The sequence below is a fragment of the Citrobacter sp. T1.2D-1 genome, assembly GCF_950098555.1.
Taxonomy (GTDB): domain Bacteria; phylum Pseudomonadota; class Gammaproteobacteria; order Enterobacterales; family Enterobacteriaceae; genus Citrobacter_A; species Citrobacter_A telavivensis.
Genome location: NZ_CATNHH010000034.1, coordinates 45094 through 59965, shown reverse-complemented (window position 1 = coordinate 59965; position 14872 = coordinate 45094). Strand labels below are relative to the sequence as shown.

The 14872-nt window shown below is 57.5% G+C and carries 12 protein-coding genes; 8 read left to right on the top strand and 4 right to left on the bottom strand.

Features of this window, described 5'->3' with window-relative positions:
- The first annotated feature begins 146 nt into the window (after nucleotides 1-146).
- The 7 genes from QQZ17_RS18420 to QQZ17_RS18390 all read left to right on the top strand — a co-directional run bounded on the left by QQZ17_RS18420 (nucleotide 147) and on the right by QQZ17_RS18390 (nucleotide 7684).
- Nucleotides 147-1556: an aminotransferase-like domain-containing protein gene (locus QQZ17_RS18420; protein WP_152404585.1), complete on the top strand. Its 1410-nt coding sequence runs from the start codon at nucleotides 147-149 to the stop codon at nucleotides 1554-1556.
- Between the two features lie 324 nt (nucleotides 1557-1880).
- A complete protein-coding gene (gene ydcS / locus QQZ17_RS18415) occupies nucleotides 1881-3026 on the top strand; it encodes a putative ABC transporter substrate-binding protein YdcS (RefSeq protein WP_152404587.1) in 1146 nt (381 codons plus the stop codon).
- A 17-nt stretch (nucleotides 3027-3043) separates the two neighbouring features.
- Nucleotides 3044-4057, top strand: a complete 1014-nt coding sequence (locus QQZ17_RS18410; protein WP_152404589.1) for an ABC transporter ATP-binding protein — start codon at nucleotides 3044-3046, stop codon at nucleotides 4055-4057.
- Nucleotides 4058-5002, top strand: coding sequence for an ABC transporter permease (locus tag QQZ17_RS18405; protein ID WP_152404591.1), 945 nt, complete (start codon nucleotides 4058-4060; stop codon nucleotides 5000-5002).
- Nucleotides 4992-5798, top strand: a complete 807-nt coding sequence (locus QQZ17_RS18400) for an ABC transporter permease (protein WP_152404594.1) — start codon at nucleotides 4992-4994, stop codon at nucleotides 5796-5798. Before QQZ17_RS18405 ends, QQZ17_RS18400 begins: the two co-directional genes overlap by 11 nt.
- 21 nt (nucleotides 5799-5819) lie before the next feature.
- Nucleotides 5820-7244, top strand: a complete 1425-nt coding sequence (patD, locus tag QQZ17_RS18395) for an aminobutyraldehyde dehydrogenase (RefSeq protein WP_152404596.1) — start codon at nucleotides 5820-5822, stop codon at nucleotides 7242-7244.
- 128 nt (nucleotides 7245-7372) lie between these two features.
- Nucleotides 7373-7684, top strand: coding sequence for a hypothetical protein (locus tag QQZ17_RS18390; protein ID WP_152404598.1), 312 nt, complete (start codon nucleotides 7373-7375; stop codon nucleotides 7682-7684).
- 122 nt (nucleotides 7685-7806) lie between these two features.
- On the opposite strand, the gene yncL is transcribed toward QQZ17_RS18390, so the two are convergent.
- A complete protein-coding gene (yncL, locus tag QQZ17_RS18385; RefSeq protein ID WP_071820580.1) occupies nucleotides 7807-7902 on the bottom strand; it encodes a stress response membrane protein YncL in 96 nt (31 codons plus the stop codon).
- A 193-nt stretch (nucleotides 7903-8095) separates the two neighbouring features.
- Between yncL and ortT the strand changes: the two genes are divergently transcribed.
- The gene (ortT, locus tag QQZ17_RS18380; protein WP_042318948.1) at nucleotides 8096-8269 is read left to right on the top strand and encodes an orphan toxin OrtT; all 174 of its coding nucleotides are present in this window, start codon (nucleotides 8096-8098) and stop codon (nucleotides 8267-8269) included.
- 33 nt (nucleotides 8270-8302) lie between these two features.
- On the opposite strand, the gene QQZ17_RS18375 is transcribed toward ortT, so the two are convergent.
- The 3 genes from QQZ17_RS18375 to QQZ17_RS18365 are packed head-to-tail and all read right to left on the bottom strand — an operon-like array spanning nucleotide 8303 to nucleotide 14746.
- On the bottom strand, nucleotides 8303-10453 hold the full coding sequence (locus tag QQZ17_RS18375) for a virulence factor SrfC family protein (protein ID WP_152404600.1): 2151 nt from the start codon (nucleotides 10451-10453) through the stop codon (nucleotides 8303-8305).
- Complete coding sequence (locus tag QQZ17_RS18370; RefSeq protein ID WP_152404602.1) at nucleotides 10450-13431, bottom strand: virulence factor SrfB; 2982 nt, start codon at nucleotides 13429-13431, stop codon at nucleotides 10450-10452. Before QQZ17_RS18370 ends, QQZ17_RS18375 begins: the two co-directional genes overlap by 4 nt.
- 4 nt (nucleotides 13432-13435) lie before the next feature.
- On the bottom strand, nucleotides 13436-14746 hold the full coding sequence (locus QQZ17_RS18365) for an SrfA family protein (protein ID WP_152404604.1): 1311 nt from the start codon (nucleotides 14744-14746) through the stop codon (nucleotides 13436-13438).
- Nucleotides 14747-14872: the final 126 nt, after the last annotated feature.

Here is a 14872-nt window from a genome sequence, read left to right as displayed (position 1 = left end):
TTCAGCGCAATTTTAAGTCTTTGATGATTTCAGTATCAGAAACAGTAAGGGCTTTTAAAACCATAACAGTTACCAGAGCGTTGAGTATTTTACTCACTGATATACACTGTGCGGGTCCACATGTTTTGACCCGCGAGATAATAACGATGAAAAAGTACCAGCGTCTGGCTGAACAACTCTGCGAGCAGATTGCCTCTGGCGTCTGGCAACCTGGCGACCGTCTGCCGTCACTGCGTGAGCAGGTGGTCAGTAGCGGGATGAGTTTTATGACCGTCGGACATGCCTATCAGCTACTGGAAAGTCAGGGACGGATTATTGCACGTCCCCAGTCCGGTTATTATGTCGCGCCACGTCCGGTTAGCCAGCCCGAGGTGCAACCGGTCCAGGTGATGTGCGACGAAGCGGTAGATATCAACACCTATATCTTCGAGATGCTACAGGCCAGTCGGGATGCGTCGGTGATGCCGTTTGCCTCGGCCTTTCCCGATCCGCGTTTATTCCCCCTACAGCAACTGAACCGTTCTCTGGCGCAGGTGAGCAGGACCGCAACCGCGATGAGCGTGATTGAAAACCTGCCGCCGGGGAACGCAGAGCTGCGTCACGCCATTGCCCGCCGTTATGCCCTACAGGGTATTACCGTCTCGCCCGATGAGATAGTCATTACCGCCGGAGCGCTGGAGGCGCTTAACCTGAGCCTGCAGGCGGTGACAGAACCGGGCGACTGGGTGATTGTCGAAAACCCCTGTTTCTATGGCGCGTTGCAGGCGCTGGAGCGGCTGCGGCTTAAAGCGTTGTCGGTGGCTACGGACGTGAAGGAGGGGATCGACCTCGCGGCGCTGGAGCTGGCGCTGCAGGAGTACCCGGTCAAAGCCTGCTGGCTCATGACCAACAGCCAGAACCCGCTCGGCGTGACCCTCAGCCCGGAGAAAAAGGCGCGTCTGGTTGAGATACTCGATCGCCATAATGTGATGTTGATTGAAGATGATGTCTACAGCGAACTCTACTTTGGTCGGGAGAAACCGCTGCCCGCCAAAGCGTGGGATCGGGGCGATAAAGTGCTGCACTGCTCGTCGTTTTCCAAATGTCTGGTGCCGGGTTTTCGCATCGGTTGGGTAGCCGCCGGCAAACATGCCCGTCAGATCCAGCGATTACAACTGATGAGCACGCTCTCCACCAGTTCGCCGATGCAGCTGGCACTGGTCGATTATCTCTCTACGCGCCGGTATGACGCTCATCTTCGCCGCCTGCGCCGTCAACTGGCGGAGCGCAAACAGCAGGCCTGGCAAACGCTGCTGCGTCATCTTCCGGCGGAAGTAAAAATTCATCATAACAACAGCGGCTATTTTCTCTGGCTTGAACTACCGGAATCGCTGGACGCGGGTGAGCTGACCACACAGGCGCTGGCCCACCATATCAGCATCGCGCCGGGGAAAATGTTCTCGACCTCAGACACCTGGAAGCGCTTTTTCCGCTTCAATACCGCATGGAATTGGGGAGAGCGCGAAGAAGACGCGGTGAAACAACTGGGGCAACTCATTCGCGCTCAGATGAAATAAAACACGCGCGCTATTCAATATAAAAGAATGGCGCGTTCTTATTTATAAAATATCAGCAAGAACCGTACGACTTTATTTCCCGCCGATCATCATAGGAAATATCAATAGCTTTTGTTTTTCCATCTCGTCAGCTAACCCCTTGTCTATACTCCAGAAGATAGCCGCTCAGCGCCGGCGTTCGGGGCGTAATGCGCGTTATGTCACAACCTGATTAAATTTCCTCATGCCGGGAGGTGCGCTGACGGCGCGCCGACTATTTTTAGGAAAGGACATATATTTACGGCAAGGCTGCCGCTCAATATTTTGCGACAGGAGTAAGACCTTATGAGCAAGAAATTTGCCCGCAGCAGCCTGTGCGCGCTCAGTATGACGCTGATGACCGCGCACGCCGCCGAACCGCCTACCGCTTTAGGTCAGGCTGAAGGCCGCCTGGATATTATCGCCTGGCCGGGCTATATCGAACGTGGTCAGACCGATAAACAGTACGACTGGGTGACACAATTCGAAAAAGAGACCGGCTGTGCGGTTAACGTCAAAACGGCGGCGACGTCGGATGAGATGGTCAGCCTGATGGCGAAAGGCGGTTACGATCTGGTGACGGCCTCTGGCGATGCCTCTCTGCGCCTGATCATGGGTAAACGCGTGCAGCCAATCAACACGGCGCTCATCCCTAACTGGAAAACCGTCGATCCCCGGGTGGTCAAAGGCGACTGGTTCAACGTGGCGGGCAAAGTCTACGGCACGCCGTATCAGTGGGGACCGAACCTGCTGATGTACAACACGCAAATTTTCCCGACGCCGCCGGATAGCTGGAACGTGGTGTTCGTTGAACAAAACCTGCCGGATGGAAAAAGCAACAAAGGCCGCGTGCAGGCCTATGACGGACCGATTTACATTGCCGACGCGGCGCTGTTTGTGAAAGCCACCCAGCCGCAACTGGGGATTTCGGATCCGTATCAACTTACCGAAGCGCAGTATCAGGCGGTACTGAAAGTACTGCGCGCGCAGCAACCGTTGATCCACCGTTACTGGCACGACACCACCGTACAAATGAGCGATTTCAAAAATGAGGGCGTCGTGGCGTCCAGCGCCTGGCCGTATCAGGCGAACGCGCTGAAGGGTGAAGGGCAGCACATTGGTACGGTGTTCCCGAAAGAAGGGGTCACCGGCTGGGCGGATACCACCATGCTGCACAGCGAAACAAAACACCCGGTTTGCGCCTACAAGTGGATGAACTGGTCGTTGACGCCAAAAGTTCAGGGCGATGTGGCGGCCTGGTTTGGATCGCTGCCGGTCGTCACCGAAGGCTGCAAAGCCAGTACGCTGCTGGGCGACAAAGGCTGTGAAACCAACGGCTACCGCTATTTTGACAAAATCGCCTTCTGGAAAACGCCTGTCGCTGAAGGCGGTAAATTCGTGCCGTACAGTCGCTGGACGCAGGATTACATCGCCATCATGGGCGGTCGTTAACGTCACTGGGGTGATTTATGACGTACGCAGTGGAGTTTGACAACGTCTCGCGTCTGTACGGTGACGTGCGGGCGGTCGATGGCGTCAGTATTGCGATTAAAGACGGTGAGTTTTTCTCCATGCTGGGGCCCTCCGGCTCCGGCAAAACCACCTGCCTGCGCCTGATTGCCGGATTCGAACAGCTTTCTGGCGGTTCGATTGCCATCTTTGGCAAGCCAGCCAGCGATTTACCGCCCTGGGAGCGGGATGTGAATACCGTGTTTCAGGACTACGCGCTGTTTCCACACATGTCGATTCTCGACAATGTCGCCTATGGCCTGATGGTCAAAGGCGTCAATAAGAAGCAGCGTCAGGCCCAGGCCCGCGAGGCGCTGGAAAAGGTGGCGCTGGGGTTTACCTTCGAACGCAAACCGTCACAGCTTTCCGGCGGTCAGCGTCAGCGGGTCGCCATCGCCAGGGCGCTGGTCAACGAACCGCGCGTGCTGCTGCTGGATGAACCGCTTGGTGCACTGGATCTGAAACTGCGCGAGCAGATGCAACTGGAACTGAAAAAGCTCCAGCAGTCGCTGGGGATTACGTTCATCTTCGTGACGCACGATCAGGGCGAAGCGCTGTCGATGTCCGATCGCGTGGCGGTGTTTAACAACGGCCGCATTGAGCAGGTGGATTCGCCGCGCGAGCTCTACATGCGTCCGCGCACGCCGTTTGTTGCGGGTTTCGTCGGAACATCGAACGTCTTTGATCCCGCGATGGCCTCAAACGTCTGCGGGATGACGGGCAGCTTCTCGCTGCGCCCGGAGCATATCCGGCTCAATACTCCTGGAGAGATCCAGGTGCAGGGGGTGATTCAGGCCGTGCAGTATCAGGGGGCCGCCACCCGTTTTGAACTCAGGCTTGCTGGCGGCGAAAAGCTGCTGGTCAGTCAGGCCAATCAGACGGGAGAGCCGTTTGCGACTCTGCTCGCGCCCGGTCAGCAGGTGATGGTGTCATGGCCGCGCGAGGTCATGGTACCGCTGGTCGAGGAGAGGTGAATGGCAATGAATGTGCTCTCTACGCCTTCACGGCCCGGCGGTCTGAGTAAACTCACCGGCTTTTTCTGGCGTCATCCCGGTCTGGGGCTGTTTTTGCTGCTGCTTGGCCCGCTGATGTGGTTTGGCATTGTCTACTTCGGCTCGCTGCTGACGCTGCTGTGGCAGGGGTTTTACACCTTCGACGACTTCACCATGTCGGTGACGCCGGATCTGACGCTCGCCAATCTTCGCGCGCTGTTTAACCCCGCCAACTACGACATCATCTTACGCACGCTGACGATGGCGATTGCGGTGACAATAGCCAGCGCGATTCTGGCGTTTCCGATGGCGTGGTACATGGCGCGCTATACCTCTGGCAAGATGAAAGCGTTCTTCTATATTGCGGTCATGTTGCCGATGTGGGCGAGTTACATCGTCAAGGCCTACGCCTGGACGTTGCTGCTGGCGAAAGATGGTGTGGCGCAGTGGTTCCTGGTTCATCTTGGCGTAGAACCTCTGCTGACCAGCCTGCTGACGCTGCCGGCCGTAGGGGGAAACACGCTCTCGACGTCGGGGTTAGGGCGCTTTATGGTGTTCGTCTACATTTGGCTGCCGTTTATGATCCTGCCGGTTCAGGCCGCGCTGGAACGGTTGCCACCGTCGCTGTTACAGGCGTCCGCCGATCTGGGGGCTCGTCCACGCCAGACCTTCCGCTATGTGGTTCTGCCGCTGGCGATCCCCGGCATCGCCGCCGGTTCTATCTTCACCTTCTCGCTGACGCTGGGGGATTTTATCGTGCCGCAGCTCGTGGGGCCGCCGGGCTATTTCATCGGCAACATGGTCTATTCCCAACAGGGTGCGATTGGCAACATGCCGATGGCGGCGGCGTTTACGCTGGTGCCAATTGTGCTGATAGCCCTTTATCTGGCGTTCGTGAAACGCCTGGGAGCGTTCGATGCACTCTGAGCGCGCACCGTTTTTCCTCAAACTGGCGGCCTGGGGCGGGGTGGTATTCCTGCACTTCCCGATTCTTATCATCGCAGCCTATGCGTTTAATACCGAAGATGCCGCCTTTAGCTTTCCACCGCAGGGGCTGACGCTACGCTGGTTCAGCGTTGCTGCGCAGCGCAGCGATATTCTGGATGCCGTGACGTTGTCACTAAAAATCGCGGCGTTGTCGACGGCGATTGCGCTGGTGCTCGGTACGCTTGCCGCCGCGGCGCTCTGGCGGCGTGATTTCTTCGGTAAAAACGCTATCTCATTATTGCTGCTGTTACCGATAGCCCTGCCGGGGATCGTCACCGGTCTGGCGCTACTGACCGCGTTTAAGACGGTCAATCTCGAACCGGGTTTTTTCACCATCGTCGTCGGTCATGCGACGTTCTGTGTGGTGGTGGTCTTTAACAACGTGATAGCCCGCTTTCGTCGTACCTCCTGGAGCCTGGTGGAGGCCTCTATGGATCTCGGCGCCAACGGCTGGCAGACCTTCCGCTACGTGGTGCTGCCGAATCTGGGATCGGCGCTGCTGGCCGGGGGAATGCTGGCGTTCGCGCTGTCTTTCGATGAAATCATCGTCACAACCTTTACTGCCGGTCACGAACGGACGCTGCCGCTGTGGTTGCTCAATCAGTTAGGGCGACCGCGCGACGTGCCGGTGACGAACGTCGTGGCACTGCTGGTCATGCTGGTCACAACCATTCCGATTCTGGGGGCCTGGTGGCTCACGCGTGAAGGCGACAGCCTCGCCGGAAACGGTAAATAAACAACGATATGGGAAAATGCTATGCAACATCAATTACTGATTAACGGCGAGCTGGTCAATGGTGAAGGTGAGAAACAGCCCGTCTATAACCCCGCCACCGGCGAGGTGCTGCTGGAAATTGCAGAAGCATCTCCCGCTCAGGTGGATGCGGCCGTTCTCGCCGCCGATCGTGCGTTTAGCGAATGGGGACAGACGACCCCAAAAGCGCGCAGTGAACTGCTGCTGAAACTGGCTGACGTTATTGAACAGAATGCGCAGGTCTTTGCCGAACTGGAATCACGCAACTGCGGCAAGCCGCTGCGTTGCGCGCTCAATGATGAGATCCCGGCGATTGTCGATGTATTTCGCTTTTTCGCCGGTGCCGCGCGTTGTCTGAACGGTCTGGCTGCGGGGGAATATCTGGAAGGTCATACCTCGATGATTCGTCGCGATCCGGTCGGCGTTGTCGCCTCCATCGCGCCGTGGAACTATCCTCTGATGATGGCGGCGTGGAAACTGGCCCCCGCGCTGGCGGCCGGTAACTGCGTGGTGATCAAGCCGTCGGAAATCACACCGCTGACCGCGCTGAAACTGGCGGAATACGCCAAAGATATCTTCCCGCCGGGCGTGCTCAACGTACTGTTTGGCAGAGGCAAAACGGTCGGCGATCCGCTGACCGGGCACAAGAAAGTGCGCATGGTCTCCTTAACCGGTTCGATTGCTACCGGCGAGCACATCATCAGCCACACGGCGCCGTCGATTAAGCGCACGCATATGGAACTGGGGGGGAAAGCGCCGGTGATTGTGTTCGACGACGCTGATGTGGATGCGGTGGTGGAAGGGGTGCGCACCTTCGGTTTCTACAATGCCGGTCAGGACTGTACCGCCGCCTGTCGCATTTACGCGCAGAAGGGCGTTTACGACGCGCTGGTTGAGAAACTCGGTGCCGCAGTGGCCAGCCTGAAGACCGGCGCGCCGGAGGACGAATCGACTGAGCTGGGTCCGTTGAGCTCACTGGCGCATCTGGAGCGCGTCACCAAAGCCGTTGAAGATGCCAAAGCGCTGGGACATATCAACGTGGTCACCGGTGGGAAAAGAGTCGAAGGGCCGGGTTACTACTTTGCCCCGACGCTGCTGGCAGGGGCTAAGCAGGAGGATGCGATCGTCCAGCGAGAAGTGTTCGGTCCGGTGGTCAGCGTGACGGTCTTCGAGGAGGAAGAACAGGTGCTGGAATGGGCCAATGATTCGCAATATGGCCTCGCCTCATCGGTCTGGACGCGTGATGTCGGACGCGCGCACCGGGTCAGTGCGCGTCTGCAATACGGCTGCACCTGGGTTAATACCCATTTCATGCTGGTGAGCGAAATGCCGCACGGCGGGCAGAAACTGTCTGGTTATGGAAAAGACATGTCACTGTATGGACTGGAGGACTACACCGTGATCCGTCACGTCATGGTGAAACACTGACCGACCATGTCCGTGATAAGCCGTAAGCCCTGCCGCCGTGCAGGGCTTTTTGTTGTCAATACTCAGGGGCAAAAGAGTATGGTATGGTGAATAGTCATTCATAAAAAATGCATTTAAATGGAGTGGGTATGATTGTTAGAACGTGGCATGGCTGTGTACCCGTGCAGCATGGCGATGGATTTGCAGTACATTTAGAATTGACCGGCGTTAAGCATTCCCAAAGCATTCAGGGGAATGCAGGGGCATTTGTTCGCCGGGAGCGGCAAGGGGAATGGGAGCACTTCTTCCTCGCCACGTACTGGCACAATCTGGCGGCAATTAAAGCTTTTGCCGGCGAAGATTATCACGTCGCGGTGACCTATCCTGATGACGAACAGTTTGCGCTGCTTTCCGATCCGTATGTGTTCCAGTTTGAGGTCAACGAGAAGGTGCCGCTCTGATGTCATCCCGAATGAGTAAACATTAAGGATCATTTACGCTATCGCGGGGAAGTGAGAGGATCGTCGACCAAAGGCAGAGAGGATTTTCCTCTCTGCCCGTCTGCGCCGCAAGCACTCAAAATTTAGATAAACCAGCCAAATCTCAATGAGATAAGAGCAAAAAGACCAACAGCAGCAAAGAGATTTATCAACACCACGGTTCTACTGGAAACATTCATTTTTGCCACCCTGTGTTAGTGCCCCTTTGTATATAGTTCGCTGTCTCGCGATCCGCAATAGTACAAACCAGGGACTTAACGTAAGCGGTCATAAAAAGCGGCAAAATGATTGACCAAAAGTGATAAAACTTGATGTGCATCAAAAAATGGAGCATATTGCGCGCGTTTTATTCTTCTGGCCGGATGCCCTTAAATGTCTTTGTACCAAAAAATGTTGATGTTCTATGCGGTAATGGCCGCGATTGCCTTTCTGATCACCTGGTTCCTCTCGCATGATAAAAAACGCATCCGCTTTCTGAGTGCCTTTCTGGTCGGGGCCACCTGGCCAATGAGTTTTCCTGTCGCTCTGTTGTTTTCGCTGTTTTGAGTCGACTCAGCCGGTGTCCATCCCGGCTGAACCTCAGGCCGTTGTCAGCAACGCGCACAGCGCCTTTCGGTCTGCTTCAGTCACATCCTGCGGATGCTGATACCCTTTGTTTTCCGTTGCCCGCGTATACAGCGCAACCAGCCAGTCATAGACATAGCGGCTGGCGGCGTGTACCGGTTGCTCTTCCAGTTGTGTTAGTCGCGCCATCGGCTGGCGTTTGACCGCGCTGAAAATTGCCGTTCCTTTGACGATCCGACTGGCGGGGCGTTCTGCCTCAGCCACGTCGGCATAGCCAAGCCAGGCAATAAAATTGGCGATACAGGCGTGCAACTGGGCAGCGCAGACCTCTTCACGCTGCAATATCTGTTGCAGCTGCTGCGGCAGTTGCAGGCGGTAGCTGGCGATCGCCAGAATGTCGACGACCTGACGCAGCGCAGCGGGCGTCAACCCTAAACGTTTCGCCTGACCATCATCGCGACTCCACTGGCGAATGTGGTTGAGCCACATGCGGTGCGCCTGATAGCCCGTCTCTTTGTTCTCTGCCTGTTGCGGCGCGTCACGGACGTCCGCGAAAAGGTCAATGGCGTCATTGAACAAGCCGCTGACCTGTTCTTCGCGCGGTTGCGGGCGACGGAGCAGAGTTTCAAATTGTTGTACCGCCGGTAACAGGCCGTCGAGCAGATCGCCGTGATGCGCCGCCTGCTGTTGTAACTGGCGGACGACCGCTTCCGCGCTGGGCGCTTCGGCTGGTTGCGCCAGCATCAGTTCACGAACATGCTGTAGATGCTGCTCGTTCAGCGCCTGCAGCCGTGCCTGACGCTGGGGCGTTGACGTGGCTTGCGACAGCCATTCAGTCAACCGCAGCAGACTGTGTTTATCCAGCGCCTGCAGAGTGCCCCAGTGCTGGCCCGGTTTTCCCATCAGATGCTGGACCGCTTCGTCCAGATTCTGCTGCGTGGTAAATCGCGCATCCTGCGGCGTAATCGCCCACACCACGCCAGGCATCGCGGTTTCGCGCGTCGGCTGCGTGTCGTGCACCCAGTTGAGCAACGTTCTGGCCGTAGACGGCGTCTGCGTACGGGTGGCGGTGGCATTACAGACAACCAGTACATCGGGCTGAAGCTGCTGCCGGTAATGCTCCAGCAACCAGCCCAGTTTAGCCTGCCAGAGCGGTTGCGGGTGGTTGAGCGGCGCGAGCGGAATATCCAGCAGATCGACGCCATCCAGTACGCTATCTTCCACACTCAGCACCAGCTCGCGCGTCAACAGGGCCAACGACGACTGGGCGAGACTGACGGCGTTAAGTCGCTTCTCATCCACAACGGGATGGACGACCACATCGCTTTGCGCCTCCTGCGAGGCGAGAAATTCCTGAGTGATAAAGCTTTCTGAGGGTAAACCAAACTGATCGACCAGCAGGCTCAGCGGCGCGGCGACTTCGCTGGCATGACCGGTCTGCTGCAGGACCTGTGCCAGTTCCAGCCACTGCTGCGTCAGTTCCGGCTGCTCACCCCACAACAGCGACCAGGCGCTGGCGCGGGTTGAGAGATCGACCGTCGGCAGCAGCAGGGCAAATTGCTGCCACAGCGCGTCATCAATCTGCTGTTGCGATGCGGGGAGACAACGCTGCCAGAAGCGGGCAATGGTCGCCACTTCCTGCGCCGTCACGCCCTGAACGGGATGTAACTGACGTAGCGACTGCCACTTCTCGATGCGCGATTCGATAATCGCTTTTTCCACCTGCCGGTACGCTGGTTGGGCACAGGCCTGGGCGATGAAGATCTGCACCAGTTCAGCTTCCGTTACCAGTCGCAGGCGCAGCGGCCACTCGTCGTCGGACAGGTTAACCTGGCGCGTGAAGCGCAGTGCCATGTTGGTTGGCGCGTGTCCGGGGTTGAGATGACTGAAATAGTCGAAGCTGCGATCCGGCGTAATGACATTGACCTTACCGTTGTCGCTGTTGCACAGCGCGGCAAGGAGATGCGCTTTCGCCGCCTGCGAATAGCCGTAAAGCCCAATGCTGGCGCGCTCATGTCGGGCGGCATTGAGGGCGGATTCCGTGGCGGCTGCGCCGTTGAGTTGTGCCAGCAGGGCATCTGCTTCATCATCCAGCGTCATGGCGTGCTGACGGGTGCGGTTAACCCACGCAATCGCGGCCTGAGTGGTATTCAACATCTTGCTCATTTCAGGTACACGCTCCCGCTGTCAATCCAGTAATGGCTGCCGCTGTGTCGGCGATCGGCCAGGGTATTCAATTTTAAGGTCAGGGCATTCGCCGCCACGGCCGTGCCGTCCTGTAGCCAGGCATCACTCAATATAAACGACTCGGGGCCGCTCTCTTTGTTGCCGCCGCGCAGTTGCAGACGCACATTTAACACACCGTCGCCGGCGATATTCTTCGCCAGATCGGCAGAGTTAATGCTCAGCGTATACAGCGGCGTTGCGGGCCAGCGACTGTTCGCCAGTTGGCGGAAACCGAGCGTAACGTTGCCGCGCAGCGGGAAGTGCAGGCGGGTGTCGAGTTTCGCGCCGGGTTTATCGAGATCAATATCCTGATACCAGACGTTTTCCTCACGCAGCGTGTTCACCGTATTGTCGAGCACCCCGAGGTAGCGCACGGTTGAGTAGGCACCAATATCAGCGGCTTTAAAGTTAAAGCGCGGCAGGCGCAGATCCAGCGCCAGGCTGCACAGCATCGCCCCCACGGCGGCGGTGGATTTCGGATTGCCAATGCGCCCCTGCTGACTGAACGGATACCACTCATGGACGCGGTAGTTGTCCATCCACACCATGCGGTTGACCGGGACCGGCTGCAGATGACGGATCAGCGCCTGAACCGCCGGGATACAGGTCGGTCTGCCGGTGACCAGCAGAACATCACAGCAATAATGCGAAATGGCTTCACAGACCGCATGCAGCGGAGAGGTCAGGGTAAACTGACCTGCCAGCATCGCCTCCTGCAACTGGCTGAACTGTACCTGCAACGGAACGCTAAAGAGATCAAACGTCGGCGAACCTGACGGCAGCGCGTGGTCGATCGCCTGCTGAATGTAGTTCAGTACGTTGCGGGTCGGACGATGGTTCAGCAGATCGCCAAAGGTGGCGTGCAGTCCGGCCAGCGGATCGTTGATGTCGCTCTTTTCCCACGCAGAGAGCACCGCGTGACCGAGTGGCATAAAGAGTTGTAGCGCCGTCTGTTGCCGTAAAACGGCCTGGGTATCGATGCGTCCGGAATCGCCAAACAGCGTGGCGAGCAGGGCGGCGGCATCGGTGACTCCCGCCTGCTGCAGTCGGGTTTGCAGGGCGGGCAAAATGCATTTCTGGATAATGTCCAACAGCATGTCATCGCCCGCGACCTTGAAACCTTCGCGGAACAGCAGATGCGGCGTGATTTTCACATTGGCGCCGACGCCATCGTCCAGTTGATAGTGGACAATCGCCATGTCGGTGGTGCCGCCGCCGATATCAATCGAGGCCACGCGCAACGCCCGGCCTTTCGTCTCTCCGGGTTCCGGCAGACGATCCGGGCGGGCAAGGGCGTTGAAGAATGCTTCGCTGCGACCGGCATAGTGGGAAATGGCTTCGTTGTACAGCCAGACTAACTGACCGCAACTGGCTTCGTCCCACTCCATCTGAATTTCAGGGACCGGAACCACACTTTTTTCCTGCTGTTTACGCGTGCTGAAATCCTCGTCCTGCGGGTGCCAGCCCATTGCTTTCCAGACAATGGCTATCGCTTCGAACATGCGCAGACGGAAAATTTCGCGTTCCTGCTTGGGCATCGCCGACGGGAGCGTGAGGATCAGCGAGCGCAGTTGACGCGGCGATGCCGGAAAGCCCAGACGCAGACGGGTTGCGACGCTGTTGATTTGTCCCAGCGCCTGGGCGAGGATCTCGCACAGCATATGGGTCATCAGCGTACTGCGGCTGTACTGGGGCGAAAACACCGGCAGGCGGTCATCCTGGGGCAGTGAATAGAGCGGCTGACCGTCATCGTTCATCAGGTTCATCAGCGGAAAGGCGGTGGCTAACGGTTCGCGTTGCGTTTTACTGTTCATCTGGCTGAAGCGCCAGTCATGCAGCACCGGCGTTTCATCCCACAGATAGCGGCGCGGGCTGGAAATACCGCTGTTACCGTCCGTTCCCGTGCGCTGCATTGCCAGCTTACGCGCTTCGTCACCGACCCGCACAATCGACGGCCAGATGAAGGCATCTTCACGTCCGCTTTCAACGGAGAAATGCTGTTTGCCAAAGCGGGCTTCTGAAAATTCAAGACGACTGGTGAACAGCGGATCGTTGAGATACTGCGGTTCGCTCAGCGATCGAACCTGCAGTTCCGCCGTCTGACGCAGTCCGTCATTGGCGTCGCCATGATCTTCAATCAATACACCGCAGGTATGGGTGTTACCGACATCCAGAATCAAATCGACCGGGATCGCCGGGGTACTGAGGGTGTGGGTCACCAGTTTGACTTCCGGTACGGCGAGCTGTTCCCCCAGTAGCGCCAGCAGGTTCAGCCAGTGCGCCTGATACTCAAAGTTGCGCAGTGCCAGGCTGATAGCCTGTTCAGTACGGTTTTCCTGCTGGCTGACGTGGTTGAGAAACGCCTCGCGCAGCCAGCCGTCAATCCAGGTCTGATCGAGAAAATCCGCTATTTCATCGTCGCGCCAGGCCAGGGCAAAACGGGTGCCGTTCAGCAGATCGTTTTCGCCGGGCGCGAGCGCGGCGGGCGCATTCTCGCTTAACTGGCTATCGAGCGCGAGGGTGACGCGGTGGGTATTGCCCGCGCTGTCGGGTTCGGCAAGTTTGCGTACCTGAACGCGCGCCCAGTTGTCAGGCCCTTCAACGAAGGTGCGCGGCGGATTAAAGCGCAGGAACGGCAGCGGCAGCCAGATGCCGTCGAGGACATCCAGGGAATAATGCAGCGTTTGCGTACTTTCCGGTTTCACCACTTCCGGCTGCGAGCCTGCGCGCGCAGGCAGGGTATAGCGATCGTTTGCCAGATCGTAATCCAGTCGCAGCAGGGGGCCATTGGCCGTTTTACGCACGAAACGACCATGATGCGCAGATTCCTGCGGCGTCAGCCCAAAGTCGAGAAACTGAACGCCGCTGTTTGCGATGAGCGTGACGCTCTGTTTGTAATCACACAGATTCACCAGCATAAAATCAGGCACCTATCTTTTTGAACGTCAACGGAATCGCTGCTTTCGCATCAAAGCGGGCGGTACAGGTGGCGACATCATTGGCCCCGGCTTTACAGGTGATCTCCGGCATCGGATAGCGTGAACCGTCGGTGCAGCGCGCATTGCTACGACTCTTAATCATTAATTCCCCACTCTGATGCAGCCCCGAGAAGAGATCCGCGCGGCAGACGATGTTGTCGCCGTGAACCACACGCGCCGTACCTTTATTGTTCTGGATCTGGTAGCGCAGAGACGGCGCTTTGCCGGTGACGGGATCTTTCACATCCACCATGACGCGCCAGTTACCGTTGAGAAAGCGCGTGGTGCCAGCCTTCATCTGGTTCGCATCCATCACCAACGCGTCTTTCGGAATCGCGGTAATCACCACCGGCTCATCGGCAGGTTTTTCTTTTTTCATCGGTGCAATGACTTCCGCCTGATGCAGCGGCAGCGCGGCGGTAAGCGTCGGCAGAGGTTTCCGTTCCGGCGGCGGTGGCGGCGGTACATTGACCACTTCCGTCGCGATGGCTGGCGTCTGTGATTTCCACAGTAGCGGAGCGGCAATGGCGGCGACAATCAACGCGGCGACGGGCAGGCTCCACAGCGGCAGGCGACGTGACGGTTTGACCGGGACTGGCGTCACTTTTTCTTCTGTGACCACAGGAACCGGCTGCGGCACACTAACCGGTTCTGGCTCGCTGACCGGGACGACAGGCGTGGAGAGCAGCGGTTCGTCCGCCTGGGCAAATGTCACCTCAGGAACCGCCTCTTCGACCGGTTCTGGCTCAATGTGAATTTCCGGTTCAGGTTCTTCCTGAGTACGCAGGCATTCCAGCACATCCTCGCGGATGTTCGCATTGAGATTGATAAATCCCCAGAAGGTAATGACCGGTTTGCCATCCACCAGGAAGACGTGATTTTCGCCTGGAAACTGGACGGCCTTTTCCAGCAGCGAACCAAACAGTTGTAGTGATGTTTTCCCGGACTGCAGGCTTTTGCGGCTCAGCGATGCGGCGCTTTCCAGCGTAGCACAGAGATAGCGCAGGGCGCGAAAGCGCGCCTCTTCATCGGCGGCTTTCCACGCGATGGATACCCCTTCAACGGGGGAATACCAGTCAACCCGATCGCCGCTGTCGTTGACTTGTGGAATGGCGAGACAATCCACCATCGCCTGCTGCTTACGCAGACGGAGCGTTTCACGAATTTGTAATGCTGAATCAAAGACGGCCTGGCCGCCACCGCCGACGGCCTGATAATCATCCAGATTGCCGCTGCGCAAGAGTGTTTTTGCCACGATAAGGACCCTAAGACTTTTTCACGCATCTACTTTACGGATTCGTGGCCCAGGCAAACGGTGGAAGAGAGGCAAAAAGGGGTGAATTTTCAGGGCATAGATGCGTTGACGTTTTCGAAAAGACTT

Excerpts from the sequence above, each read along its gene's own strand:
- QQZ17_RS18420 (WP_152404585.1), top strand. The coding sequence starts at position 147 with ATGAAAAAGTACCAGCGTCTGGCTGAACAACTCTGCGAGCAGATTGCC.
- ydcS (WP_152404587.1), top strand. The coding sequence starts at position 1,881 with ATGAGCAAGAAATTTGCCCGCAGCAGCCTGTGCGCGCTCAGTATGACG.
- QQZ17_RS18410 (WP_152404589.1), top strand. The coding sequence starts at position 3,044 with ATGACGTACGCAGTGGAGTTTGACAACGTCTCGCGTCTGTACGGTGAC.
- QQZ17_RS18405 (WP_152404591.1), top strand. The coding sequence starts at position 4,058 with ATGGCAATGAATGTGCTCTCTACGCCTTCACGGCCCGGCGGTCTGAGT.
- QQZ17_RS18400 (WP_152404594.1), top strand. The coding sequence starts at position 4,992 with ATGCACTCTGAGCGCGCACCGTTTTTCCTCAAACTGGCGGCCTGGGGC.
- patD (WP_152404596.1), top strand. The coding sequence starts at position 5,820 with ATGCAACATCAATTACTGATTAACGGCGAGCTGGTCAATGGTGAAGGT.
- QQZ17_RS18390 (WP_152404598.1), top strand. The coding sequence starts at position 7,373 with ATGATTGTTAGAACGTGGCATGGCTGTGTACCCGTGCAGCATGGCGAT.
- yncL (WP_071820580.1), bottom strand. The coding sequence starts at position 7,902 with ATGAATGTTTCCAGTAGAACCGTGGTGTTGATAAATCTCTTTGCTGCT.
- ortT (WP_042318948.1), top strand. The coding sequence starts at position 8,096 with ATGTCTTTGTACCAAAAAATGTTGATGTTCTATGCGGTAATGGCCGCG.
- QQZ17_RS18375 (WP_152404600.1), bottom strand. The coding sequence starts at position 10,453 with ATGAGCAAGATGTTGAATACCACTCAGGCCGCGATTGCGTGGGTTAAC.
- QQZ17_RS18370 (WP_152404602.1), bottom strand. The coding sequence starts at position 13,431 with ATGCTGGTGAATCTGTGTGATTACAAACAGAGCGTCACGCTCATCGCA.